Genomic DNA, 24742 nt, shown 5'->3' on the forward strand with positions numbered 1-24742 from the left:
CCCTTAGCGGGAACCCAGCGTTTTTCGCATAAAGACCCTTGTGTAAGGACCTTCGGTACGACGGTCGTACATGACGTACCGGACCTTCTCATAGAGATCTATGTTGCGGACCATTTTTTCGTGCGTGTAGAGGTGAATCGAGGCATGGCCATCCGCGATGGCTTCTTGCTCCGCCAGCAAGAGAAAGCGGTGCCCGAGCCCTTGCCCGCTGAAATCCGGGTGGACCGCGACGTTCTCAAGGATGAAGCCCTCGCTCGTTCCGGCAAGGATCAGCAAGCCGACAATCCTTCCGCCATGTTCACTGACGAAGACTTTCCGCGAGCGCAGGACTTCGGTGTAGTTTTCGAGCATGGGCCCCGGTTGCGTGCCGATCACTGATATCCAGGGCGAATACGCAGCCAGAACGCAAGCTTCGATGCGCGACAAGTCATCCGGCCGTGCGCGTCGAATGGTGGACAAAGGTTCTGCTGCAGACATGACATCGACCTATCGTCGCAGTGCGGCAAAGGCCTCGAATTCCCAGCTCCGCATCGCCAGCAGCAGGGTGAAACCCTCGCGGTCCTTCTCGGGCAGTTTCTGGTCGGCCTGATGTTGCTGCGCAAAGTCCTGGGCCACGCGCTGCAGGCGTTCCATGAAAGCGGGCGCCAGGCTGCGGCTGATGCTGCCGTGCACCAGCAGCAGGCCTTCGCCGTGGCCGTCGAAGCCGCCGCTGTAATAGTCCAGCAGGGCGTGCTCGCGGAAGTAGTCCATCACCGGCCCGTGCGCTCGCCAGCGGAAGGTCTTGGCGAGTTTGAGGCGGTAGCGGTTCAGCGGCCGCAGCTCGATGATGCCGATGCGGTCCAGCTGGGCCAGGTACTTCACGCCCTCGGCCTCGCTCAGGCGGTAGCTCGCCACGATCTGCTCCAGGGTCCACTGGCTCAGCACGCAGATCGCCACGAGCAGCAGCTTCTTGTCGGCCACCACGGCCTTTTCCTGCGCCTGCGTCAGTTCGGCCAGCAGGGGCTGTGCGTCGGCCACGCGGCGCGCGAGTTCGGCGAAGTCCAGCTTGAGCGCGCGGCAGATCGCGTCGATGCGCGACAGCGGCATGTCCCCCCTGGCCAGCATGCGCTTGACGCTGCTCTCGGCCATGCCCAGCTTTTTTGCCAGGCCGGCGTAGGTCAGGTGGGCGGCCTTGAGTTCTTTCTTGAGGACCAGGACGAGGTCGGCGGTGGTGCTCATGCGGGGGCGTCTCCTGGGTATCGATTATCGATACTCCGGGTAGACAGAATCCAGAATCGCACAAGTCGCGTGAAATGACCTGATCTGTGATGCATGCCCCTACAGTGCGGCCATCACCACCCCGGAGTCATTCATGCCTTCATCGTTCTCCCGTGCCGAAGCCGGCCTGCCGGGCGCCGTGCTGCTGCTGGCCCTGGCGGCCGTCGTCGCCCCGCCGCTGGCGCAAGACCCGCACTTCCACGACTTTGCCGACCAGCGCGCCTGGCTGGGCATCCCCTGCGCGCTCGACGTGCTGAGCAACCTGCCCTTCGCCCTCTTCGGCCTGCTGGGCCTGCGCGTGCTGCGTCGGGTGCCGGTTGCTGCGCTGACCGCAGCGCAGCGCCAGCTGGCCGCGCTGTTCTTCGCCGGCCTCATCCTCACGGCCCTGTGCTCGGCCTGGTACCACTGGCAGCCCGACAACGCGGGCCTGGTCGTGGACCGCCTGGGCATGACGGTGGCCTTCGCCGGCTTGCTGGGCCTGGGCGCAGCTGTTGCCATGAGCGTGCGCGCCGGGCAATGGCTGGCCCTGGCCGTACTACTGGGCGGGCCCCTGAGCGTGTGGGTCTGGCTGCACAGCGGCAACCTGCTGCCCTGGGCCCTGTTGCAGGGTGGCGGCATGGTGCTGCTGCTGGTGCTGGCTGTCATGCGACCGCTGCCCGGCGCGCTGGCCCTGCGCTGGGGCGCCGTGATCGGCATCTACGCCGTGGCCAAGGCGCTGGAGCGGTACGACACAGCGGTCTTCCAGTGGACGGGGCAACTGGTCTCGGGCCACAGCCTCAAGCACCTGGTGGCCGCGTTCGCCGCCTGGCCGGTCATCCAGGCCCTGCGCTCGCTCGTGCAGAATGCCAATCAGCCATAAACGGAGGAGACAGCCTTGAACGACAACAACGCCTCGTCGAACGCCGGCGCTCAGCACGACGCGCACCCCAACCAGTTCGCCCTGCTGCGCCAGCGCCGCTTCGCGCCCTTCTTCTGGACGCAGTTCAGCGGCGCGGCCAACGACAACCTCTTCAAGTTCGCCTTCACGGTGATGGTGACCTACCAGCTCAGCGTGGGCTGGCTGCCACCGGCCATGGCGGGCCTGGTGATCGGCGCGCTTTTTATCCTGCCCTTTCTGCTCTTCAGTGCCACCAGCGGCCAGCTGACCGACAAATTCGAGAAGACGGTCATGATCCGTTTCGTCAAGAACCTGGAAATCGCCATCATGGGGGTGGCGGCCTGGGGTTTCATCATGGCCAATGTGCCGGCCCTGCTGCTGTGCACCTTCATGATGGGCCTGCACTCCACGCTCTTCGGGCCGGTGAAGTTCGCCTACCTGCCGCAGGTGCTGAGCGAGCGCGAGCTCACGGGTGGCAACGGCATGGTGGAGATGGGCACCTTCGTGGCCATCCTGCTGGGCAATGTGGTGGGCGGCCTGATCGTCGCCATTCCCGAGGTGGGCCATCAGAGCGTGGCCTACGCCTGTGTGGGCCTGGCCGTGGCGGGCCGCCTGGTGGCCGGGCGCATTCCCAGCGCACCGGCGACCGACCCCGGTCTGAAGATCAACTGGAACCCGGTCTCCGAGACCTGGCGCAACCTCAAGCTCGCGCACGGCAACATCGTGGTCTACCGCTCGCTCCTGGGCATCAGCTGGATGTGGTTCTTCGGCGCGGTCTTCCTCAGCCAGTTCCCCAGCTTCGCCAAGGAGGTGCTGCACGGCGACGCGCACGTGGCCTCGCTGCTGCTGGTGGTGTTCTCCATCGGCATCGGCATCGGCTCGCTGATGTGCGAGATGCTCAGCCGCCGGCACGTGGAGATCGGCCTGGTGCCCCTGGGCGCGATCGGCATGACGGTGTTTGCCATCGATCTGTACTTCGCTTCACGCAGCCTGCCGGCCGCCGAGATCATGGGCCTGGCCGCCTTCCTGGCGCAGAGCGCGCACTGGCGTGTCATGGCCGATCTGCTGCTGCTCAGCCTGTTCGCCGGCCTCTACAGCGTGCCCATGTACGCGCTGATCCAGCTGCGCAGCCCGGCCACGCACCGTGCGCGCATCATCGCCGCCAACAACATCCTCAACGCCCTGTTCATGATCGCCAGCTCGCTCATCGCGGGCGCGCTGCTGGCCATGGACGTCACCATTCCGCAGATCTTCTTCCTCGTGGGCCTGGCCAATGCCGTGGTGGCGCTCTACATCTTCCTGCTGGTGCCCGAGTACCTGCTGCGTTTCGTGGCCTGGATCGTGAGCCACTTCGTCTACCGCTTCAAGGTCACGGGTGACGAGCACATCCCCACCACCGGCCCCGCCATCCTGGCCTGCAACCACGTGAGCTTCGTGGACGCGGTGCTGCTCATGGCAGCCAGCCCGCGGCCCATCCGCTTCATCATGGACCATCGCATCTTCAGGATCCCGGTGCTGGGCTGGCTCTTCAAGCTCGGCAAGGCCATCCCCATCGCCCCGCGCGCCGAAGACCCCGAGGCCTACGAAGCCGCCTTCAAGGCCGCCGCCCAGGTGCTCAAAGAAGGCGACCTGCTGGCCATCTTTCCCGAAGGCGGCATCACGCACGACGGCACGCTGCAGGAGTTCAAGGGCGGCCTCATGAAGATCCTGGAGTTGCAGCCCGCCCCCGTGGTGCCCATGGCGCTCACCAATCTCTGGGGCTCCTACTTCAGTCGTGCCGAGCTCGTGGGTGGCAAACCCACGGCCATGGCCAAGCCCTTCCGGCGGGGGCTGTTCAATACGGTGGGCTTGAATGTGGGGGCGCCGCTGGCGGCGGGAGAAGTACAGCTGGAGGGGTTGCGGGAGAAGGTGGCGGGGCTGCTCGCGCAGGGGTGAGGCGCTTGCGGCATATCAGCGACTTGCCGCATACTTGGCATTGTCGCGTCGCAATGGGAGCCCCAGCATGGGAAACGTGAAGTCAATTGAGAAGGCGGTGGAATCACTGCCCGCTGCGGAACTGGCTGAATTCCGGCGCTGGTTCGCCGAGTTCGATGCCGCTGCGTGGGATAAGCAAATCGAGCAAGACGCCGCTTCCGGAAAGCTGGAAGGACTGGCGGCGGAAGCGCTTGCCGACTATCGCGCCGGCATGGTGCGAGAACTTTGAAACACACGGCGTCAAAGCGTTTCTGGCAGTGCCTCGACGCGTTGCCAGCCGACGTGCAAGCCCTGGCGCACCGAACTTTGCTCTGCTCAAGAGCGAGCCGGCGCACCCGTCGCTGCATTTCAAAACCATAGGAAATGGCCGGTATCACAGCGTGCGAGTCGGCCTCTACTACAGGGACAGGGCGCTCGGCCTGCCTGTGCCAGGCGGCGTCCATTGGTTCTGGATCGGCACGCATGGCGAGTATGACAAGCTCATCGGGTAAAGAGAGCCCGGTCGATGGGCCATTTACGGAGACTATTTTTCAGAGGGCGGCAGGTCCAAAACGTCAGGGAGAAAATCTGTGAAGCGCCTTTCCATGTTTTCGCGGCAACCAGATGTGAGGACGTGCAGTCGTGCGGATGCCTATGCAGGCACTTCGCCACCGGCTTCTTCCGCCACCTGCGTCTCCGACACCCACTTGCGCCGCGTCTCCCGCACCACGATGCGCTGATTCAGCAGGTGCTCCACGGTGCTGATGCGTTCGATCACCTCGCTGATCTTGCATTGCCCTCGAGCTTCTCGGCGGCCTGCGGCACCTTGCCGGTGCGCTCACACAGGCTGACGGATTGTTCGGTGGCGCCCAGCAGTTTGCCCAGCCTGCCCTGGGAGAGGCCCATGGCCACGTGCAGGAACTTCAGCTCCTTGCCGTTGAGGCGGCCCTGCTTGGCGACCAGCTCCAGGGCTTGGTGCAGGCCGTCCGCATCCTCGACAGCCACGGCCTGACCATAGGCGGTCTTCTTCCCCTTGTAGCCGTTCTCCAGCCACACGTTGTCCAGTCCGCACTGGGTGTAGTGATACATGCTCTGCTCCGATCAACCCACGCTGAATACCGTTACCACCACCAGATCGGGGTCTTCGTCGCACAAGGCCACGATCACCGCCAGCTCCCGCCCCGCCACATAGCGCTTCATGCGGCACTCCAGGTTGCCCCTGCAGGGGTTGGGTTCGGGCACGCGCTGGCAGGGTGCCCTGGCGCAGGCATTCCAGCACCTCCGCGCTGCTCACCTTGCGCTTGCGCAGCCGGCCGCTGACGCAGCATGGGGTATCTTCGGGGTAGACACTTTTTTCTGCCCATGCCCCACGACGTCACCCTCATCGCCACCATCGCCACCGGCTTCGGCCTGGCGATGATCCTCGGCCTGCTGGCCATCCAGCTCAGGATGCCGCCGCTGGTGGGTTATCTGCTGGCCGGTGTGGTCATCAGCCCGGCCACTCCGGGTTTTGTGGGGGACATCGGCCTGGCCGGCCAGCTGGCCGAGATCGGCGTGATGCTGCTGATGTTTGGCGTGGGCCTGCATTTCTCCATGCGCGAGTTGCTGGCGGTGCGGCGCATTGCCGTGCCGGGCGCCATCGTGCAGATCGCGGTGGCCGTGGCCCTGGGCATGGGCGCCAGCATGGCCTGGGGCTGGCACTGGGGCGGGGCGCTGATCTTCGGCCTGTGCCTGTCGGTGGCCAGCACCGTGGTGCTGCTGCGCGCGCTGGAAGCCAAGGGCCTGCTCGACAGCATCAACGGCCGCATCGCCGTGGGCTGGCTGGTGGTGGAAGACCTGGTCATGGTGCTGGTGCTCGTGCTGGTGCCGGCCCTGGCCGGTGTCATGGGCGAGGCGGGCGCAGGCAAGGCGGCCGACACCGGCAATCTCTGGACCGCCATGGGCCTGACCCTGGCCAAGGTGGCGGCCTTCATCGCCGTGATGCTGGTGGTGGGGCGGCGCGTGTTCCCCAAGCTGCTGTGGTGGGTGGCGCGCACTGGTTCGCGCGAGCTGTTCACCCTGTGTGTGGTGGCCGCGGCCATCGGTGTGGCCTTCGGCGCCGCCATGCTCTTCGACGTGTCCTTCGCGCTGGGCGCCTTCTTCGCCGGCATGATGATGCGTGAGTCCGAGTACAGCCACCGCGCGGCCGATGAGTCGCTGCCCCTACGCGATGCTTTTGCCGTGCTCTTCTTCGTTTCGGTCGGCATGCTGTTCGATCCGGCCGTGCTCTGGCAGCAACCGCTCAAGGTGCTGGCCGTGGTGGCCATCATCATGGTGGGCAAGACCCTGGCCGCTGTCGGCCTGGTGCTGCTGTTCCGTTACCCGCTCAACACGGCGCTGACCATCGGCGCCAGCCTGGCGCAGATCGGCGAGTTCTCCTTCATCCTGGCCGGCATGGGCGTGGCCCTGAAGCTGTTGCCGGCCGAGGGCCAGAGCCTGGTGCTGGCCGGGGCGCTGATTTCGATCGCCGCCAATTCGGCCCTCTTCGCCGCCATCGGGCCCTTGCAGGCCTGGCTGCGCCAGCGTTCCGATCTGGTGCGCCGTTTCGAACAACGCGACGACCCGCTGGCCGAGCTGCCCCTGTCCACCGACCCCAGGCAGCTCACGGGGCAGGTGGTGCTGGTGGGTTACGGCAGCGTGGGCCGTCGCATGGCGGCCGAGTTGCGCGAGCAGGAGATCCCCTTTGTCGTGGCCGAGCAGAACCGCGAGCTGGTGGAGACGCTGCGCAAGGAGGGCATTCCGGCCGTCAGCGGCGACGCGGCCGAAGCCGAGGTGCTGATCCAGGCGCACATCGCGCGTGCCGCCATGCTGGTCATCACCCCGCCCGATTCCATGCGCGCGCGCCGCATGGTGGAGACCGCCCGCGCACTCAACCCGAACGTGGAAATCCTGCTGCGCACCTTGAGTGAGGACGAAGCCCAGCTGCTGCGCCAGGAGGGCCTGGGCACGGTCTTCCTGGGCAAGGAAGAACTCTCGCGCAGCATGAGCACCCGGGTGCTGGACCGCATGCGGCCGCATCACGGCACGGTGCCCGTGCGGTCCTGAAGCCCCGCAGGGCTGGAGGTAAGATGAAGCGCAACCCGATCAGGAGGACCGTTCCATGACCGCATCCCTGCCTCACTGGCGTTTCTTCCGTGCCGGCGGTTTCGACCAGGTCCGCCTGGACACCGCGGCCGAACTGCTCAACATCGGCCAGCTCGACCAGAAGCTCTGGGTGGCCCTGTCCTGTCCGGTCAAGGGCATCGAGTTCGACGCCCGCACCCTGTCCTTTGTGGACAGCGATGGCGACGGCCAGGTCCGCGCGCCCGAACTGATCGCCGCCGTGGCCTGGGCCGGTGCGCGCCTGAAAGACACGAACGTGCTGGCGCAGAAACTGCCCGGCGTGCCGCTGGCCGCCATCCGTGACGACGATGAAGAGGGTGCGGCCATCGCCGCCGCCGCGCGCGAGCTGCTGGCCGACCTGAACAGCGGCGACGGGCTGGTCACGGTAGCAGTTGCCAACGCCGCGCAGCTGCGCCACGCGCAGCGCGCCCAGTCCGCATGGGAAGCGGCTGGCCAGGCCGCGCGCCCGCTGGGCGACGCCACCGCCGCCGCGCACGAGGCCCTGGCCGCCGTGGCCGGGAAGGTGGAAGACTGGTTCGTGCGCTGCCGTCTGGCGGCCTTCGATGCGCGTGCCGGCGCGGCCCTCAATGCGGCCGACGCGACGCTGGCCGCGCTCGGGGGCGCGACCTTGAAGAACGACGACGAGAACATCGCCGCGCTGCCCTTGGCGCATGTGCAGGCCGGTGCGACACTGCCGCTGGGCAGCGGGCTCAACCCGGCCTGGGTCGCGCGCATGGCCACCTTGAACCGGGCCGCCGTCCAGCCGCTGCTGGGGGATCGCGCGCTGTTGACCGAGTCCGACTGGTTGGCGCTGAAGGACAAGCTCGCGCCCTATGCCGCCTGGCTGGCCGCCAAGCCCGATGCGGCAGCCGAGGCCGAGGCCGTGCGCCAGCTCGAGCGCCTGGCCCATTACGTGCGCGACCTGCTGGCCCTGGCCAACAACTTCGTCGCCTTCCGCGATTTCTACACCCGCCAGGGCAAGGCCACCTTCCAGGTCGGCACGCTGTACCTGGACGGCCGTTCGGCCGAGCTCTGCGTGGCCGTCAACGACGCCGGCCGCCACGCGGCGCTGGCCACGCTTTCGCGCATGTGCCTGGTCTATTGCGACTGCGTGCGCGGCAGCGAGAAGATGAGCATCGCCGCGGCCTTCACCGCGGGCGACTCGGACCAGCTCATGGTGAGCCGCAACGGCGTGTTCTACGACCGCCAGGGCCGCGACTGGGACGCCACCATCGCCAAGATCGTGGACCACCCCATCAGCCTGCGCCAGGCCTTCTGGTCGCCCTACAAGCGCATCGCGCGTTTTGTCGGCGAGCAGATGCAGAAGATCGCCGCCAGCAAGGCCAAGGCCTCGGACGACAAGCTGACCACAGCCGTGGTCGACGGCGCCAAGAAGGTGGCCGCTGCCCCCGCCGCACCGGTGGCGCCCCCGCCGCCCCCTTTCGACGTGGGCAAGTTCGCCGGCATCTTTGCCGCCATCGGCCTGGCCGTGGGCGCCATCGGCACGGCCCTGGCCTCGGTGCTGGTGGGCCTGCTGACGCTCAAGTGGTGGCAGGTGCCCATTGCACTGGCCGGGCTCATGCTGGCGATCTCCGGCCCCGCGGTCATCCTGGCCTGGTTCAAGCTGCGCAGCCGCAACCTGGGCCCCATCCTGGACGCCAATGGCTGGGCCATCAATGCGCGCGCCAAGATCAACATCCCCTTCGGCACCTCGCTCACGCAGACGGCGCAGCTGCCGCCCAATGCCGAGCGCGCGCTGACCGATCCCTACGCCGAGAAGAAGCGGCCCTGGGCGCTGTACTTCGGCATCCTGGCGCTGATCCTGCTGGCGGCCTTTGCGTGGGTCTTGCGCGACCAGTGGCGCTGAGAACTTGCGAATAAATCTACTGCGCGACCCGATCGCCGCATTGGGCGGTGCTCGCCATCCTCACGTACCTGAAGTACGTTCCGGTGGCTGTGCTCCGTCCGCCTTGCGCTCGGGCCGCTCGCTACGATTTCTTCACAAGTTCTAAGTCCTCAGATACCGCGGGCCCGCTCGGCCGCGAACTGCTGCATGAAGGCCGCGTAAGCCCCGGCGTCCAGCGCGGCGCGCACTTCACGCATGAGGTTCAGGTAGTAGTGCAGGTTGTGCACCGTGCTCAGCATGGGGCCCAGCATCTCGCCGCAGCGGTCCAGATGGTGCAGGTAGGCGCGGCTGAAGCCGGCGCGCCCGCCCTCGTTCCAACTCACGCCAGCCGTGCCTGCGCAGGCATAGCAGGTGCAGGTCGGGTCGATGGGCTGCGGGTCGGACTTGTGGCGCGCGTTGCGCAGCTTCAGGTCGCCGTGGCGCGTGAAGAGGGTGCCGTTGCGCGCATTGCGCGTGGGCATCACGCAGTCGAACATGTCCACGCCGCAGTGCACACCGTAGACCAGATCCTCCGGCGTGCCCACACCCATCAGGTAGCGCGGCTTGTGCGCGGGCAGGCGGTGCGGCGTGTGCGCCATGATCTGGTTCATGAGCTCCTTGGGCTCGCCAACGCTCACCCCGCCGATGGCGTAGCCCGGGAAATCCATGGCCACCAGCGCTTCCAGCGATTCCTGGCGCAGGTCTTCGAACATGCCGCCCTGCACGATGCCGAAGAGCGCGTTGGGGTTTTCGAGGCGCGCGAACTCGGCCTGCGAGCGCAGCGCCCAGCGCCGGCTCATCTCCATGCTCTTGCGCGCCTCGGCCTGGGTGGTCACGTGGCCGCCCTTTTCGCCCTGCCAGTAGGGGGTGCACTCGTCCAGTTGCATCACGATGTCGCTGTTGAGCATGGTCTGGATCTGCATCGAGACCTCGGGCGACATGAACAGCTTGTCGCCGTTCACGGGCGAGGCGAAGTGCACGCCTTCCTCGGTGATCTTGCGCATCGCCCCCAGGCTCCAGACCTGGAAACCGCCGCTGTCGGTGAGGATGGGCTTGTGCCACTGCTCGAAGCCGTGCAGCCCGCCGAAGCTCTGCATCACGTCCAGGCCCGGGCGCATCCAGAGGTGGAAGGTGTTGCCCAGGATGATCTGCGCGCCCATCTCCTCCAGGCTGCGCGGCATCACGCCCTTGACGGTGCCGTAGGTGCCCACGGGCATGAAGATGGGCGTTTCGATCACGCCATGGTTGAGCGTGAGGCGGCCGCGGCGCGCGTGGCCCTCGGTCTTGAGCAGGTCGAATTTCAGCATGGAGGCCATGATTTTAGGTCGGGCCCCCAGGCAGACGCTCAGACGCGGTTTTGCTGCGCCTTTTTCTTCCAGACTTCCCAGGGGCGGCCCAGGTGCTCGTCGTTCATGTCGGAGGCGGCTTTCGCCTCCTGCGGCGTGAGAAAGTTGATCTCGCCCATGCGCATGGCCTCGCTCTGCAGGCGCGCGTTGCCCTCGGTGTAGATGGCGCGGAACACCACCTGCTGGATGGAGGCGCCCACCACCACATTGCCGTGGCCGCGCATCAGCGCCACGGCAGACTGGCCCAGGTCGGCGGCCAGCGCCTTGCCCAGGGCCTGGTTGCGGATCAGCAGGTCGGTGGCCTCGCCAGCCGCGTGGCGGATCTCGAACACCGGCACCTGGGCACCCAGGAAGCCGCTCATATGGCAGATGGGCCGCAGGCGCGCGCCCGTGACGCCAAAGGGGATGACGGCGGGCGAGTGGCTGTGGATCACGGCCTTCACGTCGGGGCGGGCGCGGTAGATCTCGCTGTGGATGAAACGCTCCACATAGGTCTTGCGGCCCTGGGCGTCGTGCACATTGCCGTCCAGGTCGCAGACCACGATGTCCTCGGCCGTCACCAGGCCGGGCGCCATGCTGCGCGCGATCAGGAAACGGTCGGGCTGCTGGTCGTGGCGCACGCTGATGTGGCCGAAGCCGTCGAGTACACCCTCGTTGACGAGGATGTGGTTGGCGGCGACCAGATCGTCGATCAGGGCGGGGCTGGCGGTCTGGGGCATGGTGTGTCTCCGGCTTGCGCAAATGATAAGTATGGTTATCATCTTAGAGCGAATTTCAATCAAAAGCATCAGGAGACACCATGGGATCGCCCAAACACATTCTCACCGGCCTCGCGCTGGGCCTCGCGTTGCTGACAAGCGCCAGCGCACAGAACTTCCCGCAACGCCCGCTCCAGCTCGTCGTGCCCGTCTCGGCCGGCGGCGGCACCGACGTGATGGCCCGCACCGTGGGCCAGAAGGTGGGTGAGCTGCTGGGCCAGTCCATCGTGGTGGAGAACAAGACCGGCGCCGGCGGCAACATCGGCGTGGAGTTCGTGGCCAAGGCCAAGGCCGATGGCTACACCCTGCTGTTCTCGCCCAGCACCATCGCCACCAATGTGGCGGTCTACCGCAAGCTGCCCTACGACCTGCTCAAGGATTTCCAGACCGTGGCCCTGGTCGGCCAGACCGACGTGGCCCTGGTGGTCCACGCCTCGGTCAAGGCGGGCACGGTCAAGGAGTTTGTGGACCTGGCGCGCAGCAAGGCGGGCGCGCTCAACTACGGCTCGGCCGGGCAGGGCAGCTCCCAGCACCTCACGGCCGAGTACTTCAACCAGCTCGCCGGCACCAGCTCCAACCACATCCCCTACAAGGGCCAGTCGCAGGCCATGAACGATCTGGTGGGCGGCCAGATCGACTACATGTTCAGCCCCCTGCAGAACGCCCTGCCCTACATCAAGCAGGGCCGCATCCGCGTGCTGGCCGTGGCCGCCAAGCAGCGCCACCGCGACCTGCCCCAGACGCCCACGCTGATCGAATCCGGCTACCCCGGCGCCGAGGTGTCGAACTGGTTCGCGCTCTACGCCCCGGCCGCCACGTCCCCGGCCGTGATCAAGCGCCTGCACACCGCCTACACCCAGGTGCTCAAGCAGCCCGAGATGAAGGCCAAGCTCGAAGGCATGGGCTTCGACATCGTGGACGCCACCCCGGATCAGGCCACCGACTTCATGCGCTCCGAACTCGTGCGCTGGTCGCGTGTGGCCGCGCATGCGGGCATCAAGGCCGAATAAGCCGACACGGCCCGGTACGCGGGGCTTTTTCTGTGAGGCGCTCTCCGTGCGCCCTGAGCTTGTCGACAGGCTGGCAGGGCTTCGGCAGGCCTGTCCTGAGCTGAGACGAAGGGCTCGGCCCGAACGGATAATTCCGTGATTCATCCCAAGGAAACCCATGAACCGCGTTGAACGTCACGGCAGCTACGGCGGCCGGCAGGAAGTCTGGAAACACCCCTCCACCACCCTGGGCTGCGAGATGCGCTTCGGCATCTATCTGCCGCCGGCCGCCGTGGAAGGCCAGCGCTGCCCCGTGCTCTACTGGCTGGCCGGCCTGACCTGCAACGAGCAGACCTTCATCACCAAGGCCGGCGCGCAGGAACACGCCGCGCGCCACGGCTTCATCCTCGTCGCACCCGACACCAGCCCGCGCGGTCCCGGCGTGCCCGATGAAGACAGCTACGACCTGGGCGAAGGCGCGGGCTTCTACCTCAACGCCACCCAGGCCCCCTGGGCCCGGCACTACCGCATGCAGGACTACGTGGCCCAGGAACTGCCCGCCCTCATCGAGCAGAACTTCCCCGCCACGGACGTGCGCGGCATCTTCGGCCACAGCATGGGCGGCCACGGCGCGCTCATCACCGCGCTGCGCAACCCCGGCCGCTACCGCAGCGTCTCGGCCTTTGCGCCCGTGGTGGCGCCCAGCCAGGTGCCCTGGGGCCAGAAGGCCTTCACGGCCTATCTGGGCGCGGACCCTTCAGTGTGGAAGGAATGGGACGCGGTGGAACTGATCGCCACCGCGCAGGAGCGCCTGCCCATACTCGTGGACCAGGGTGAGACCGATGAATTCCTGCGCAAGCAGCTGCGCCCCGAGCTGCTGGAACAGGCCTGCGCCCAGACGGGACATCCGCTGACGCTGCGCCGCCATGCGGGCTATGACCACAGCTACTACTTCATCGCGAGTTTCATGGTGGACCACTTTGCGCATCACGCAAAGGCGCTGAAACCTTGAGGGACCGGCCGGCTTCCAGATGTTGAGGCGGGGCGTTCCTGTTCCAGGTCGCACGGATTACCGGTGAGTGACTGTCAGCGCAGGGGTTTTCACGGTCTGGCCCACAAGGTTGCTCCAGTCAAATCGTCAGCGGATCCACATCCACCGCCCAGCGGATCAGCCCCTTGCCCTCGGGACCCTGCCGCACTTCATGCAGCACCTCATGCCAGCCCGCGAGGAAGCGCTGCAGCGCGGCGCGTGACGGGCTTTCAACCAGCATCTGCGCCCGCTCCACATTGGCCACACGCTGCACGCTCATGGGCACGGCCGGGTAGAGCGTGACGTTCAGTTCCGCAGCGGCTTCGGTGCCCAGGCCGCTGGCGGCATTGAGGAAAGCCTGGGCCGTTTCCTGCGCGCGCGCTTCCGCTCTTACCAGGGCCTGGAAGCTGTAAGGCGGCAGGCCGGCCTGTTCACGCTCCTTCAACTGCTGCGCGGCGAAGCCCGGATAGTCGTGTTTCTTGAGGTTCTCGTAGAGCGGGTGCATGGGATGCTGGGTCTGCACCCACATTTCGCTCTGCGCGCTGATGCCGGCGTCACGGCCCGCACGGCCCGCCGCCTGCATGAGCAGGTTGAAGAGGCGCTCGGGCGCGCGGAAGTCGCTGGAGAAGAGCGCGCTGTCGGGATTGGCCGCGGCCACCAGGGTGATGCGGCGGAAGTCGTGGCCCTTGGCGATCATCTGCGTGCCGACCAGCACGTCCACTTCGCCGGCGTGCACCTGGGCCAGCTGCGCTTCGAGTTCGCCCTTGAGCTTGGTGGTGTCGGCGTCGATGCGGGCGATGCGCACCGGTGAGCCATCGGGCCGTTGCACGTCGGCCAGCAACTCGGCCAGATGTTCTTCGAGTTTCTCGGTGCCGCGGCCCATGGGGCGGATGTCGGGGCTGCCGCAGCTGGGGCAGGCGCGCGGCACGCGCTCGGTGAACCCGCAGTGGTGGCAGCGCAGGGTGCGGTCGATCTTGTGGAAGACGCGAAAGGCGCTGCAGTGCGGGCACTCGCTTTTCCAGTCGCAGTCGCTGCAATGCAGCACCGGGGCGTAACCGCGCCGGTTCAGGAAGACCATGCTCTGCTCGCCCTGGGCGATGCGGCCCTTGAGGGCGTCGAGCAGGGGGGGCGAGAACACGGCGTGCTTGGGCTGGTGGTTCATGTCCACGCGGCGCACGAGCGGCAAGGCGCCGCCGTCGCCCACGCGGCTGGGCATGAGCAGGCGCACATAACGCCCGCCCTCGGCGGCCGGGCGGCTGTGATGCCAGGACTCCAGCGAGGGCGTGGCCGAGCCCAGGATGACCTTGGCGTTTTCCAGCCGGCCACGGTAGACCGCGAGGTCACGCGCCGAGTAGCGCGCGCCTTCCTGCTGTTTGTAGCTCGGGTCGTGCTCTTCGTCGACAACGATGAGCCGCAGTTTCGGCATGGAGGCGAACACGGCCATGCGCGTGCCCAGCACAATGCGCGCCGCGCCGCTGTGCGCGGCCAGCCAGCTCTTGAGGCGCTGGGGGTTGGTCATGCCGCTGTGCAGGGAGACCACCACGTCGGCACCGAAGCGGACCGCAAAGCGCGCTTCCAGTTGGGGCGTGAGGTTGATCTCGGGCACCATGACCAGGGCCTGGGCGTCCGGTTCGCGTTCCAGCAGGGCCTGCACGCTGCGCAGATAGACCTCGGTCTTGCCGCTGCCGGTGGCGCCGAAGAGCAGGAAGGGGCCGGCCTGGGCCTCGATCTGCGCCAGCACGGTGTTCTGTTCGGGGGTCAGTGCCGGCATGCTGTCGGCCGGGGCCACGCCGGCGGCTGCAGCCGTGCGCTTGAGGCGGCGCGTCAGTTGTTCGCTGCTGAGTTCACGCAGCTGCGGCGGCAGCGCAGCCAGGGCGATCTCGCCGGTGGCGCGCTGGTAGTAGCTGGCGGCAAAGTCCACCAGTCGGCGCCAGGCCGGCGTGAGCGGCGCCAGTGCGTCCAGCGCGCTGGCGATGGGGCGCAGACGGCTGCTTTCGACCTCGGCCTGATCCTGCGTTGCAGCATCCCAGACGATGCCCAGGGTCTCGCGTTTGCCCAGCGGTACGCGCACCAGCATGCCCGGGGGAAGTGCCTGCTCGCTCAGGTACGTCAGCGTGCCCGCCACCTGGCTGTGGGCTGGCGTCTGGACGAGGATGGGGAGCGGGGAGCTCATGCGTGGGGTTGCTTGGGGGCTGTTCTTCAAGCCGACTGGCGAAAGTCGCGCTAAGTGCTTGATCTGGAATGACTTTGCAAATGATTCAACAATTCTGTGGATAACTTTGTTGATACCTTGTCACGAGACTGTCCTAAGCCTTGATTTTCAAGGCTTTGCTCAAAATGCCCTTAAAAAAAGCATCGGGCAAATTTCTTATAAATCAACCACTTACGTTCGCTACTGCTTTTGTAGCAAGCGCCACACCCCGGGGGGCACTATGGCGCACCGCAGCACGGATTTTGTGCATAAGTGAGTCTGCACTGAGCCTTTTTGGGGCTGGCGGAACCGGGTGCTGGAATCAGGGTAATCCATGAGAACGTGCGCAGGCCAGGCGCTTGACAGCGCTCAGCCGCGCATCCGGCGCGAGTGCGCATGGACGGCCTGGACCAGGGCCGTCACATGCTCCGGCGGGGTGTACTGGCTGATGCCGTGACCCAGGTTGAAGATGTGCGTAGGGCCGCTGCTCTTGGGGTCGCGGTGCGGGGCGCCGAAGCTTTCCAGCACTTTCCTGACCTCGGCTTCGATGGCCGCGGGCGGGGCGAACAGCACATTGGGGTCGATATTGCCCTGCAGGGCTTTGCTGCCGCCCACCAGGGCGCGGGCGTGCCCCAAGTTCATGGTCCAGTCCAGGCCCAGCACCTCGCAGTCGAGCCGGCCCATCCGCTCCAGCCACAGGCCACCGCCCTTGGTGAAGACGATGCGCGGCACGATCTGCCCGTCCACACCGTTACGCTTGAGGCCGGCCAGCACGCGTGCCGTGTAGGCCAGGCTGAACTCCTGGAAGGCGCCGTCGGCCAGCACGCCGCCCCAGCTGTCGAAGACCATCACGGCCTGCGCGCCGGCGTCGATCTGGGCGTTCAGGTAGGCGGCCACGGCGTCGGCGTTGACCTGCAGGATGCGGTGCATCAGGTCCGGGCGGCCGTAGAGCATGCTCTTGACCAGGCGGTAGTCGTCCGAGCCCGCGCCTTCCACCATGTAGCAGGCCAGCGTCCAGGGGCTGCCCGAGAAGCCGATCAGCGGCACGCGGCCGTTCAGGGCCCTGCGGATCGAGGTCACGGCGTCGAAGACGTAACGCAGCTTGTTGAGGTCCGGCGCCTCGAGCCTGGCCACCGCGGCCTCGTCACGCACGGGCGTGGCAAAACGCGGGCCTTCACCCTGCGCGAAGCTCAGGCCCAGGCCCATGGCGTCGGGCACGGTGAGAATGTCGGAGAACAGGATGGCTGCGTCCAGCGGATAGCGCGCCAGAGGTTGCAGCGTGACCTCGGTGGCGTAGTCCACGTTGGTGGCCAGGCCCATGAAGCTGCCGGCTTGGGCGCGCGTGGCGCAGTACTCGGGCAGGTAACGCCCGGCCTGGCGCATGAGCCAGACGGGGGTGTGGTCGGTGGCCTGGCGCAGGCAGGCGCGCAGGAAGGTGTCGTTTTGCAGGGGGGCGTAGCTCATGGCCCCAATTGTCGCAGGCGCGGGATGACGCCCGCCATGCGGGCATGATCTCGCGCCGCAGGCGCATCATTGCGCCAGGCGCACTTCGAGGATTTCGAAGTCGATGGCTTCGCGGTAGATGCGGATGTCGTGCGTGGCCATGTAGAGCAGGATCTTGGCGGCCTGGTGCGCTACCAGGCGGTGCGCTGCCACGCCGAAGAGCACCAGGCCCAGGCCCAGCCAGGGGTAACCGAAATAGGCCATGCCGATGCCGGTGCCGATGATGGGCAGGATCAGCGCGGTCAGCATCAGGCGGTGCTTGACGTACTTGCGCGCGCGCTCCGGGTTGACGATCAGGCGGAAGCGCCCGGCCGGCAGGCCGGTGCGGAATTCCTCGAAGGGCACGTAGATCGGCTCGGGGCCGTCGACGATGCCGGTGCTGGCGGTCTCACTCATGGGTCTGGTTCTGGGCGTGGTCTATCTTGAGACAGCGATTTTGCCCCACACGCAGCCCGGCCTTGGTCGGGGGATGCGTTTGTTCATCCATAGGCCGGGCCGGGCTCAGGTAGTCGCCGAGTTTCACGGTCTGGCCATGGACGCCCTGGAGCGTGAAGTCGGGGCGCTCTGGCACACCGTGGGGGCCTTCGCGTTCGCCGGTACAGCGGCACGCAGGATGAAGGTGGAAACAAGCAGGCGTTGCCGCATGGTGATCTCCTTCAAGAACAGGCCCTAAAGCGTGGCCAGGGCCTGGCGCAATTCGTTCACGGACAGGACTTCGGACAGCAGCAGGGGGGCGCGTCCCTGGCGGTAGAGGACATACACCGGCACGCCGTTGCGGCCCAGCTGAGCCAGCGCGGCGGTGATGGCCGGGTCGCGCCGGGTCCAGTCGGCGCGCAGCATCACGACTTTTTTCGCATCGAAGCCGGCCAGCACTTCGGCGTCGGCCAGTGTGGTCTGCTTGTTGTACTGGCAGGTCACGCACCAGGCGGCGGTGTAGTCCACGAAGACGGTCTTGCCATCGGCCAGCAGGGCCTGCTGGCGTTCCGGGCTCCAGGGCAGCCAGCGTTCGTCGCCGGCCTGAAGGGTGGTCGCGCTTTCTTCCTGGAACAGGTAGGGGCCGAGCGCCCAGGCGCCCCAGGCGCCCAGGGCGATGAGCAGGCTGGCCAGCACCGTGCGCAGGCGGCCGGCGAGCGTGAACGCCCAGATCACGGCGCTGAGCGCGACCAGCAGGACCAGCAGGGCCGCAGCGCCGTTCATGCCGCTCTGGTGGCCCATGACCCAGACCAGCCAGACCACCGTGAGCAGCATGGGGAAAGCGAAGAACTTGCGCAGCGCGTCCATCCACGCACCCGGCTTGGGCAAGAGGCGCGCGAAGGCCGGGACGAAGCTGGCGAGCAGATAGGGCAGGGCCAGGCCCAGACCCAGGGTGGCGAAGATCAGCAGGGCCTGCGCGGCCGGCAGCGTGACGGCCAGGCCCAGCGATGCGCCCATGAAGGGGGCGCTGCAGGGCGAGGCGATGGCCACCGCGAGCACGCCGGTGAGGAAGGCGTCAACGACCGGATGACGCGCCTGGAAGGCCGCCAGCGAGCTGGGCGCGAACTGCCCGAACTCGAACACGCCGGCCAGGTTGAGCGCGATGACGGTGAAGAGGGCGGCGAGCGCGGCCACCACCCCCGGGTTCTGCAGCTGGAAGCCCCAGCCCAGGCTCTGGCCCGCGGCGCGCAGGCCCAGCAGCAGCAGGCCCAGGGCCACAAAGCTGACGATGACGCCGGCGGTGTAGGCCAGGCCGCTGAGGCGGTGGCCGCGGTGGTCGTCGGCGTGGCGCGTGAAGCTCAGCACCTTGATGGCCAGCACCGGGAACACGCAGGGCATGAGGTTGAGGATGAGGCCACCGAGCAGGGCGCCCAGCAGGGCCGCGTAGAAACCCAGAGGCGTGACCGGAGCGACCGTCGCGGCATTGGCCGCGAGCGCCGCCTGCAGGGCCGGCGAAACAGTGGCGGGCGCGGCGCCGGCCGGCCAATTGCCCTGGACCGGCAGCTCGACACGCCAGCCCTGGCCGCCCTGGGTCAGCAGCACGGGCAGGAGCTTGGGGCTGGCGCTGCGTTGCGCCATGAGCGGCAACTCGGCCGTCCACACGGCGCCTTGCCAGCTTTGCTGCCAGGGCGCCGCGGGATGGATGACTTCGGCGGTCTCGGGGAAGGCGTCGAGCTGTTTGCCGCGCAGGCTGGCCGGCAGGCCGGCCACGCTGAGCTTGAGGGTCTGGCCCTCGATCTGGACGCGGCTGTTCCTGTCCGTGTCCAGGGCCCGGGGCTGGGCCTGGCGCGCGGCCTCGAAGGTGGCGCCGTTCAAGGCGGTGGAGCTCTTGAGCGGAATGCGCAGGGTGTACTCGCCCTCCTCGGGTATGCACTCGGTCTTGCAGATCAGCCAGCTCGCGCGCAGCTTGACCGTGAGGTCCTGGCCCAGCAGGGGCGGCTTGAAGTCGGGCGTGATGGTCAGGGGCACGGCCAGCAGCAGCGTGCCTTCGTAGCCGTAATTGACCAGGGGGCCGACCGGGAGTTTCTTCGGAACCGGCCAGGCGATGTCACCGGCCTGGACACCGGGCGGCAGTGTCCACGCCAGTTCGGTGGGCAGGCCGGAGTCGCCGGGGTTTTTCCAGTAGCTGTGCCAGTGTTCCTGGTGCTGGATCTGCAGGCCCACCCAGACCGGCTGGCCGGGCGACACGCCTTCGGGCGCGTGGGCCAGCAGCTCGGTGCGCGACTGGGGTGTGGTGAGCACGGCGCCGCCGGCGCTGGAGACCCCCTGGGCTTGGGCGCCGCCGCAGAACACCAGGGTCAGGACGATGAAAAACAGCTTGCGCAGTACAGGGGGCAGGGGCATCAAGGACTTCCGGAGGGGCGGCAGGAGGATGGGAGTGCGCCGGGCTGGCGCAAGTTCCCCGCGGGCACCGTCTGGGGATGGGGCCGGCCATGAATATAAGCCAAGGCTGAAAGCCTTGAATTCCCTATGGTCCTCATAGACACTATCGAATTCCCGCTGCATTTTCTGGTCCGAATGATGCGTGCGTCGGAGATGACAACAGGCCGTCTGGCTGGCCTGTGCATGAAACGCTATTTGGAGGGGAGATTCATGATGGCGACCGGCATGGAAGCGGTGCTGAGCCCCTGGGTGGCCCAGATCAAGTCCAAGACCCAGCTGCCCCTGCTCGTGCAGTGGGGCGAGAACCCGGCGCCCGGCTCGGGCCTGCGCCTGGGGGACTTCAGCACGCCCAAGGTGGTGATCCGGGTGCGCAAGGCCAGCGCCGTGCCCCTGCTGCTTTCGCCCACGCTGGACAGCCTGGGCGAGGCCTATGTCGAGGGGCTGATCGATGTGGACGGCAGCGTGGACGACATCCTGGAGATGGCGCACCGTCTGGCCGAAGCCGGCAGCCGGACCGAGAGCCGCCTCACGCGCATCGCGCGCCATTTCCAGCACACCCAGAAGAGCGACAGCGCGGCCATCCAGTACCACTACGACGTCTCCAACGCGTTTTACCAGGCCTGGCTGGACCCGGCCATGGTCTATTCCTGCGCCTATTTCGAGAACGGCGACGAAACGCTGGAGGAGGCGCAGGTCAAGAAGATCGACCACATCCTGACCAAGGTGCAGCTGCAGCCGGGCCAGCGTCTGCTGGACATCGGCTGCGGCTGGGGCGCGCTGGTCATGCGGGCTGCAGCGAAGTTCGGCGCGCGCTGCACCGGCATCACGCTGTCGCAGCGCCAGTTCGAGCTGGCCACCGAGCGCGTGCGCGCCGCCGGCCTGCAGGACCGGGTGGAGATCCGGCTGCAGGACTACCGCGACGTGCAGGGCCCCTACGATCGCATCACCAGCGTGGGCATGTTCGAGCACGTGGGCCTCAAGCACCTGGAGGGCTACTTCGCCTGCATCAACGGCCTGCTGGCCGACGGCGGCTGGGTGCTCAACCACGGCATCACCTCCACCGACGTCAACGACGGCGAGACCGCCTACGGCGGCGGCCGTTTCATCGACCGCTACGTTTTCCCGCAAGGCGAGTTGCCGCACATCGCCACCGTGCTCAAGACCCTGCAGGCCGGCGGCCTGGAGGCGCTGGACGTGGAGAGCCTGCGCCGCCACTATGCCCGCACCACCGGCCTGTGGAGCCAGGCCTTCGAGGCTGCCGGCGAGAAGCTGCGCGACATGGTGGGCGAGCGCCGCTGGCGCATCTGGCGGGTGTACCTGGCTGGCTGCCAATGGGCTTTCGATCACGATGAAATATCGCTCTACCAGGTGCTGTGCACCAAGTCCGGTCGGCGCGCCCACGGCCTGCCTTGGGCGCGCCGCTGGATGTACCCGCGCTGAAGCGGCCGGGTTCGGCCGCGATGACCCCCGGGCGCGGTCGGTGATGCCGGAGGCTCTAAGATAGAAGGATGGGCACCCCTTCCCCCGCCAGCTCTCCGCGTTTCTGGGCCGACCTTTCCACGCGCGACTTCGCGCAGCTGGACACCGCGCGCGCCATTGCCGTGCTGCCGGTGGCCGCGATCGAACAGCACGGCCCGCACCTGCCGCTGAGCGTGGACACGGATCTGGCCAACGGCGTGGTGGCCGCGGCCCTGCCGCACATCGCCGCGGACCTGCCCGTGCTCTTCCTGCCGACCCAGGCCGTGGGCCTGAGCCCCGAGCACCAGGCCTTCCCCGGTACGCTCACCCTGTCCGCGCGCACCGTCATCAGCCTGTGGACCGAGATCGGCGAGTCGGTGGCGCGCGCCGGCGTCAGGAAGCTGGTGCTGCTCAACGCGCACGGTGGCCAGGTCGGCGTGATGGACATCGTGGCGCGCGATCTGCGCGCGCGGCTGGGTTTGCTGGTCTACAGCGTGAACTCGTTCGACCTGCCCTTGGGCGCGCAGGTCGAGGGCCTGTTCAGCGCCGAGGAGCATCGCTTCGGCATCCACGCCGGCCAGATCGAGACCGCCATGATGCTGGCGCTCAGGCCCGACCGTGTGGTCATGGCGCAGGCGCAGAACTTTGCTTCCGCCTCGCAGCAGCGCGCCCCACAATTTCCCATCCTGGGCAACGGCAAGAGCGCCAAGCTGGGCTGGCAGATGCAGGACTACAACCTGGCCGGTGCGGTGGGCAACGCGGCCGCCGCCACGGCCGAACAGGGGCGCGCCGTGCTGGATGCCGCTGGCCGCGCGCTGGCCGCCTTGCTGGCCGAGATCGACCGCCTGCCTGCGCAGACGCTGGTGCAAGGACCGCTGGCGTGACCCCGACACCGCCCACGCAGGATGAGAGACTGGCGGCAGAACAGCGCCGGCTGCTGGCCCTGGACAGCTATGCCGTGCTGGACACCCCGCGCACGCCGGGCTTCGACGAGCTGACGCAGCTGGCCTCGCAGTGGCTGGGCATGCCGATCTCCCTGGTCAGCCTGATCGATGCCGATCGCCAGTGGTTCAAGTCCAGCGTGGGCCTGGCGCAGCAGGAGACGCCGCGCGAGCAGGCCTTCTGCAGCGTGGCCATCGAGCAGCCCGGCGAGGTCATGGTGGTGCACGATGCGCAGCGCGATCCCCGCTTTCGCGACAACCCCCTGGTCACCGGCGAACCGGGCATCCGTTTCTACGCCGGGGCGCCGCTGCTCACGCCCGAGGGCGAGGCCCTGGGCACCTTGTGCGTGATCGACCGTGCGCCGCGCGAGTTCAGCGCGGCACAGCAGCAGACCCTGGCCCTGCTGGCCCGCCAGGTGATGGCGCAGCTCGAGCTGCACCGCCAGCAGGCCGCGCTGCAACTCGCCCTGGGCCGCTATCAGAAGCTGTTCGAACACACCCTGGACGGCGTGTTCCAGGCCGAGCCCGGCGGCGCCATCCTGGCGGCCAATCCGGCAGCCTGCGCCATGCTCGGTCTGAGCGAGGCGGAGATTTGCCAGCGTGGGCGCAGCGAACTGCTCGATCTGTCCGACCCCCGGCTGCCGGGGCTGATCGCGGCGCGCCAGCGCGACGGCCAGGCGCGCGGCGAGCTGCGCATGCGGCGCGGCGACGGCACCCTCTTCGAGGTGGAACTCACCTCGGCGCTGTACCAGGACCGGGCCGGCCACTGGCTCAGCAGCATCGTCTTTCGCGACAACACCGAGCGGCGGCGTCTGAACCAGCAGCTGCAGGCCCAGGTGAACCTGCTCGACAACCTGAGCCAGAACGTGCCCGGGGTGCTCTACCAGTTCCAGATGAGCCCTGACGGCCGTCTGAGCTATCCCTTTGCCAGCCATGGCATGCGCACCATCTACGAGGTCACGCCCGAGCAGGTGCGCGAGGATGCCAGCATGCTGCTGGAGCGCATCCATCCCGATGACCTGCAGGATGTGCTGGGGTCGATCCAGACCTCGGCGCAGACCTTGCAGCCCTGGCGCTTCGAGTACCGGGTGATCCTGCCCGAGCAGGGCCTGCGCTGGCGCGTGTGCAATGCCCAACCCGAGCGCCTGCCCGACGGCAGCACCCTGTGGCACGGCTTCAATGCCGACATCACCGATCGCAAGGAGGCCGAGGCCCACACCTTCCGGCTGGCCTACTTCGACGCCCTCACCGGCCTGCCCAACCGCAGCCTGCTGCGCGATCGCATCGACCAGTCGCTGGCGCAGGCCCGGCGCAACCGCCAGTACGGGGCTGTGATGTTCGTCGATCTCGACAACTTCAAGCAGATCAACGACGCCCGCGGCCATTCGGTAGGCGACCATCTGCTGACCGAGGTGGCGCAGCGCCTGCAGGCCCTGCTGCGCGTCGAGGACACGGTGGCGCGCATCGGCGGTGACGAGTTCGTGCTGCTGATCAACGATCTGGGGCAGGACGTGGAAGCCAGCGCACGCGCGGCCATGACCGTGGCCGAGAGGGTGCGCGCCACCCTGGACCGTCCGCACCAGATCGACAGCTTCAGCTACACCAGCACGGGCAGCATCGGCATCAGCCTGTTTCCCAAGGCCGGCCAGCAGATCGACGACCTGCTGCGCGAGGCCGACACTGCCATGTACCGCGCCAAGTCCACGGGGCGTAACCGCGTCGCCTTCTTCGAGCTGACCATGCAGCACGAGGTCGAGGAGCGGCTGGCCCTGGAGCAGGAGCTCAATGAGGCGCTGGCCACCGGCCAGCTGCGCCTGCATGTGCAGTCCCAGGTGGATGCCCATGGCCAGGCCGTGGCCGGCGAGCTGCTGGTGCGCTGGCTGCATCCGCTGCGCGGCCTGGTGCCACCGATGCGTTTCATCCCGCTGGCCGAGGAAACCGGCCTGATCCTGCCGCTGGGCGAGTGGGTGATCGAACAGGCCTGCCAGACGCTGGCGCGCATGCAGCGTGGCGGGCTGACGCAGGCCCTTTCGGTCAACGTCAGTGCGCGCCAGTTCCGCAGCGACGATTTCGTGCCGCGTGTGCGTGCCATCCTGCAGAGCACCGGCGCGCCGGCGCACCAGCTGATCTTCGAGGTGACCGAGAGCCTGTTCATCCAGGACTGGGAGCACTGCCTGCGACGCATCAGCGAACTGGTGCAGATGGGCATACGCTTTTCCATCGACGATTTCGGCACCGGGTATTCCAGCCTGCGCTATCTGCAGCGCCTGCCCCTGTTCGAACTCAAGATCGATCGCAGCTTCGTGCAGGACACGCCGCACGACGTCAACGACACCGCCATCGTGCGCTCCATCCTCTCGATGGCGCATCACCTGGGACTGGAGGTGGTGGCCGAGGGCGTGGAGAACCGTGCCCAGGCCGACTTCCTGCTGGCCAACCAGTGCGACCGGCTGCAGGGGTATCTGTTTGCCCAGCCGCAGCCGCTGGAAGACTGGCTGGCGCAGATGGGGCTGAACGACACCAGCCCGGCGTAGCCGGTTTGACAGCCCTGCCGGGG

The 24742-nt window shown here is 67.5% G+C and carries 21 protein-coding genes; 11 read left to right on the plus strand and 10 right to left on the minus strand.

All coding sequences use genetic code 11. The features are described 5' to 3' along the window. Positions 1-3 precede the first annotated feature (3 nt). Both ACYVH8_RS00805 and ACYVH8_RS00810 read right to left on the minus strand, forming a co-directional pair. Entirely contained in the window at positions 4-477 is a 474-nt protein-coding gene (locus tag ACYVH8_RS00805) for a GNAT family N-acetyltransferase (RefSeq protein WP_460486976.1), read from the minus strand. A gap of 9 nt (positions 478-486) precedes the next feature. Continuing rightward, positions 487-1218, minus strand: a complete 732-nt coding sequence (locus ACYVH8_RS00810; RefSeq protein WP_460486977.1) for a helix-turn-helix domain-containing protein — start codon at positions 1216-1218, stop codon at positions 487-489. Between the two features lie 133 nt (positions 1219-1351). Here ACYVH8_RS00810 and ACYVH8_RS00815 point away from each other — a divergent pair, with 133 nt between their 5' ends. The 3 genes from ACYVH8_RS00815 to ACYVH8_RS00825 all read left to right on the plus strand — a co-directional run bounded on the left by ACYVH8_RS00815 (position 1352) and on the right by ACYVH8_RS00825 (position 4337). After that, positions 1352-2116, plus strand: coding sequence for a hypothetical protein (locus ACYVH8_RS00815; protein WP_460486978.1), 765 nt, complete (start codon positions 1352-1354; stop codon positions 2114-2116). Between the two features lie 15 nt (positions 2117-2131). Beyond that, positions 2132-4069 carry an MFS transporter gene (locus ACYVH8_RS00820; protein WP_460486979.1) on the plus strand — a complete coding sequence of 646 codons (1938 nt, stop codon included), beginning with the start codon at positions 2132-2134 and terminating at the stop codon, positions 4067-4069. 67 nt (positions 4070-4136) lie between these two features. Beyond that, complete coding sequence (locus ACYVH8_RS00825) at positions 4137-4337, plus strand: hypothetical protein (RefSeq protein WP_460486980.1); 201 nt, start codon at positions 4137-4139, stop codon at positions 4335-4337. A 402-nt stretch (positions 4338-4739) separates the two neighbouring features. Here ACYVH8_RS00825 and ACYVH8_RS00830 read toward each other — a convergent pair whose 3' ends face one another. Next, positions 4740-4865 carry a hypothetical protein gene (locus ACYVH8_RS00830; protein WP_460486981.1) on the minus strand — a complete coding sequence of 42 codons (126 nt, stop codon included), beginning with the start codon at positions 4863-4865 and terminating at the stop codon, positions 4740-4742. Continuing rightward, positions 4862-5176, minus strand: coding sequence for a hypothetical protein (locus ACYVH8_RS00835; RefSeq protein WP_460486982.1), 315 nt, complete (start codon positions 5174-5176; stop codon positions 4862-4864). The genes ACYVH8_RS00830 and ACYVH8_RS00835 overlap by 4 nt, the downstream gene beginning before the upstream one ends. Positions 5177-5449: 273 nt before the next feature. Here ACYVH8_RS00835 and ACYVH8_RS00840 point away from each other — a divergent pair, with 273 nt between their 5' ends. Together ACYVH8_RS00840 and ACYVH8_RS00845 are read left to right on the plus strand one after the other, a co-directional pair. Further along, complete coding sequence (locus ACYVH8_RS00840; RefSeq protein ID WP_460486983.1) at positions 5450-7171, plus strand: cation:proton antiporter domain-containing protein; 1722 nt, start codon at positions 5450-5452, stop codon at positions 7169-7171. Positions 7172-7226: 55 nt separating this feature from the next. Next, positions 7227-9095 (plus strand): hypothetical protein, encoded by a 1869-nt coding sequence (locus ACYVH8_RS00845; RefSeq protein WP_460486984.1) that lies wholly within the window; start codon positions 7227-7229, stop codon positions 9093-9095. A 149-nt stretch (positions 9096-9244) separates the two neighbouring features. On the opposite strand, the gene tgt is transcribed toward ACYVH8_RS00845, so the two are convergent. Both tgt and ACYVH8_RS00855 read right to left on the minus strand, forming a co-directional pair. Further along, positions 9245-10420, minus strand: coding sequence for a tRNA guanosine(34) transglycosylase Tgt (gene tgt, locus ACYVH8_RS00850; protein ID WP_460486985.1), 1176 nt, complete (start codon positions 10418-10420; stop codon positions 9245-9247). Positions 10421-10458: 38 nt separating this feature from the next. Beyond that, positions 10459-11178, minus strand: a complete 720-nt coding sequence (locus ACYVH8_RS00855; protein ID WP_460486986.1) for a class II aldolase/adducin family protein — start codon at positions 11176-11178, stop codon at positions 10459-10461. Positions 11179-11258: 80 nt separating this feature from the next. Between ACYVH8_RS00855 and ACYVH8_RS00860 the strand changes: the two genes are divergently transcribed. Next, positions 11259-12227, plus strand: a complete 969-nt coding sequence (locus ACYVH8_RS00860; protein WP_460486987.1) for a Bug family tripartite tricarboxylate transporter substrate binding protein — start codon at positions 11259-11261, stop codon at positions 12225-12227. Positions 12228-12384: 157 nt separating this feature from the next. Further along, complete coding sequence (gene fghA / locus ACYVH8_RS00865; protein ID WP_460486988.1) at positions 12385-13218, plus strand: S-formylglutathione hydrolase; 834 nt, start codon at positions 12385-12387, stop codon at positions 13216-13218. A 118-nt stretch (positions 13219-13336) separates the two neighbouring features. On the opposite strand, the gene priA is transcribed toward fghA, so the two are convergent. The 3 genes from priA to ACYVH8_RS00880 all read right to left on the minus strand — a co-directional run bounded on the left by priA (position 13337) and on the right by ACYVH8_RS00880 (position 17326). Then, complete coding sequence (gene priA, locus ACYVH8_RS00870) at positions 13337-15409, minus strand: replication restart helicase PriA (protein WP_460486989.1); 2073 nt, start codon at positions 15407-15409, stop codon at positions 13337-13339. A 387-nt stretch (positions 15410-15796) separates the two neighbouring features. Then, positions 15797-16891 carry a uroporphyrinogen decarboxylase gene (gene hemE / locus ACYVH8_RS00875; protein WP_460486990.1) on the minus strand — a complete coding sequence of 365 codons (1095 nt, stop codon included), beginning with the start codon at positions 16889-16891 and terminating at the stop codon, positions 15797-15799. A 66-nt stretch (positions 16892-16957) separates the two neighbouring features. After that, positions 16958-17326, minus strand: coding sequence for a hypothetical protein (locus ACYVH8_RS00880; protein WP_460486991.1), 369 nt, complete (start codon positions 17324-17326; stop codon positions 16958-16960). Here ACYVH8_RS00880 and ACYVH8_RS00885 point away from each other — a divergent pair. Then, complete coding sequence (locus ACYVH8_RS00885) at positions 17325-17603, plus strand: hypothetical protein (protein ID WP_460486992.1); 279 nt, start codon at positions 17325-17327, stop codon at positions 17601-17603. The two genes, ACYVH8_RS00880 and ACYVH8_RS00885, sit on opposite strands and share 2 nt — an antisense overlap. Here the strand turns inward: ACYVH8_RS00885 and ACYVH8_RS00890 are convergent. Further along, a complete protein-coding gene (locus tag ACYVH8_RS00890; RefSeq protein ID WP_460486993.1) occupies positions 17600-19747 on the minus strand; it encodes a protein-disulfide reductase DsbD family protein in 2148 nt (715 codons plus the stop codon). The two genes, ACYVH8_RS00885 and ACYVH8_RS00890, sit on opposite strands and share 4 nt — an antisense overlap. Before the next feature lie 264 nt (positions 19748-20011). Between ACYVH8_RS00890 and ACYVH8_RS00895 the strand changes: the two genes are divergently transcribed. From ACYVH8_RS00895 to ACYVH8_RS00905, 3 genes are all read left to right on the plus strand, one after another. Continuing rightward, positions 20012-21226 carry a class I SAM-dependent methyltransferase gene (locus tag ACYVH8_RS00895; protein ID WP_460487134.1) on the plus strand — a complete coding sequence of 405 codons (1215 nt, stop codon included), beginning with the start codon at positions 20012-20014 and terminating at the stop codon, positions 21224-21226. A gap of 68 nt (positions 21227-21294) precedes the next feature. After that, positions 21295-22128 (plus strand): creatininase family protein, encoded by an 834-nt coding sequence (locus tag ACYVH8_RS00900; RefSeq protein WP_460486994.1) that lies wholly within the window; start codon positions 21295-21297, stop codon positions 22126-22128. Next, positions 22125-24719 carry a sensor domain-containing phosphodiesterase gene (locus ACYVH8_RS00905; RefSeq protein WP_460486995.1) on the plus strand — a complete coding sequence of 865 codons (2595 nt, stop codon included), beginning with the start codon at positions 22125-22127 and terminating at the stop codon, positions 24717-24719. The genes ACYVH8_RS00900 and ACYVH8_RS00905 overlap by 4 nt, the downstream gene beginning before the upstream one ends. Positions 24720-24742 lie beyond the last annotated feature (23 nt).

The sequence above is a fragment of the Curvibacter fontanus genome (assembly GCF_054780335.1).

What these genes read in the sequence shown, in the direction of transcription:
- ACYVH8_RS00805 (WP_460486976.1), bottom strand. Translation starts at nt 477, where the DNA reads ATGTCTGCAGCAGAACCTTTGTCCACCATTCGACGCGCACGGCCGGAT.
- ACYVH8_RS00810 (WP_460486977.1), bottom strand. Translation starts at nt 1,218, where the DNA reads ATGAGCACCACCGCCGACCTCGTCCTGGTCCTCAAGAAAGAACTCAAG.
- ACYVH8_RS00815 (WP_460486978.1), top strand. Translation starts at nt 1,352, where the DNA reads ATGCCTTCATCGTTCTCCCGTGCCGAAGCCGGCCTGCCGGGCGCCGTG.
- ACYVH8_RS00825 (WP_460486980.1), top strand. Translation starts at nt 4,137, where the DNA reads ATGGGAAACGTGAAGTCAATTGAGAAGGCGGTGGAATCACTGCCCGCT.
- ACYVH8_RS00835 (WP_460486982.1), bottom strand. Translation starts at nt 5,176, where the DNA reads ATGTATCACTACACCCAGTGCGGACTGGACAACGTGTGGCTGGAGAAC.
- ACYVH8_RS00840 (WP_460486983.1), top strand. Translation starts at nt 5,450, where the DNA reads ATGCCCCACGACGTCACCCTCATCGCCACCATCGCCACCGGCTTCGGC.
- ACYVH8_RS00845 (WP_460486984.1), top strand. Translation starts at nt 7,227, where the DNA reads ATGACCGCATCCCTGCCTCACTGGCGTTTCTTCCGTGCCGGCGGTTTC.
- tgt (WP_460486985.1), bottom strand. Translation starts at nt 10,420, where the DNA reads ATGCTGAAATTCGACCTGCTCAAGACCGAGGGCCACGCGCGCCGCGGC.
- ACYVH8_RS00855 (WP_460486986.1), bottom strand. Translation starts at nt 11,178, where the DNA reads ATGCCCCAGACCGCCAGCCCCGCCCTGATCGACGATCTGGTCGCCGCC.
- ACYVH8_RS00860 (WP_460486987.1), top strand. Translation starts at nt 11,259, where the DNA reads ATGGGATCGCCCAAACACATTCTCACCGGCCTCGCGCTGGGCCTCGCG.
- fghA (WP_460486988.1), top strand. Translation starts at nt 12,385, where the DNA reads ATGAACCGCGTTGAACGTCACGGCAGCTACGGCGGCCGGCAGGAAGTC.
- priA (WP_460486989.1), bottom strand. Translation starts at nt 15,409, where the DNA reads ATGAGCTCCCCGCTCCCCATCCTCGTCCAGACGCCAGCCCACAGCCAG.
- hemE (WP_460486990.1), bottom strand. Translation starts at nt 16,891, where the DNA reads ATGAGCTACGCCCCCCTGCAAAACGACACCTTCCTGCGCGCCTGCCTG.
- ACYVH8_RS00885 (WP_460486992.1), top strand. Translation starts at nt 17,325, where the DNA reads ATGGGTCTGGTTCTGGGCGTGGTCTATCTTGAGACAGCGATTTTGCCC.
- ACYVH8_RS00880 (WP_460486991.1), bottom strand. Translation starts at nt 17,326, where the DNA reads ATGAGTGAGACCGCCAGCACCGGCATCGTCGACGGCCCCGAGCCGATC.
- ACYVH8_RS00890 (WP_460486993.1), bottom strand. Translation starts at nt 19,747, where the DNA reads ATGCCCCTGCCCCCTGTACTGCGCAAGCTGTTTTTCATCGTCCTGACC.
- ACYVH8_RS00895 (WP_460487134.1), top strand. Translation starts at nt 20,012, where the DNA reads ATGGAAGCGGTGCTGAGCCCCTGGGTGGCCCAGATCAAGTCCAAGACC.
- ACYVH8_RS00900 (WP_460486994.1), top strand. Translation starts at nt 21,295, where the DNA reads ATGGGCACCCCTTCCCCCGCCAGCTCTCCGCGTTTCTGGGCCGACCTT.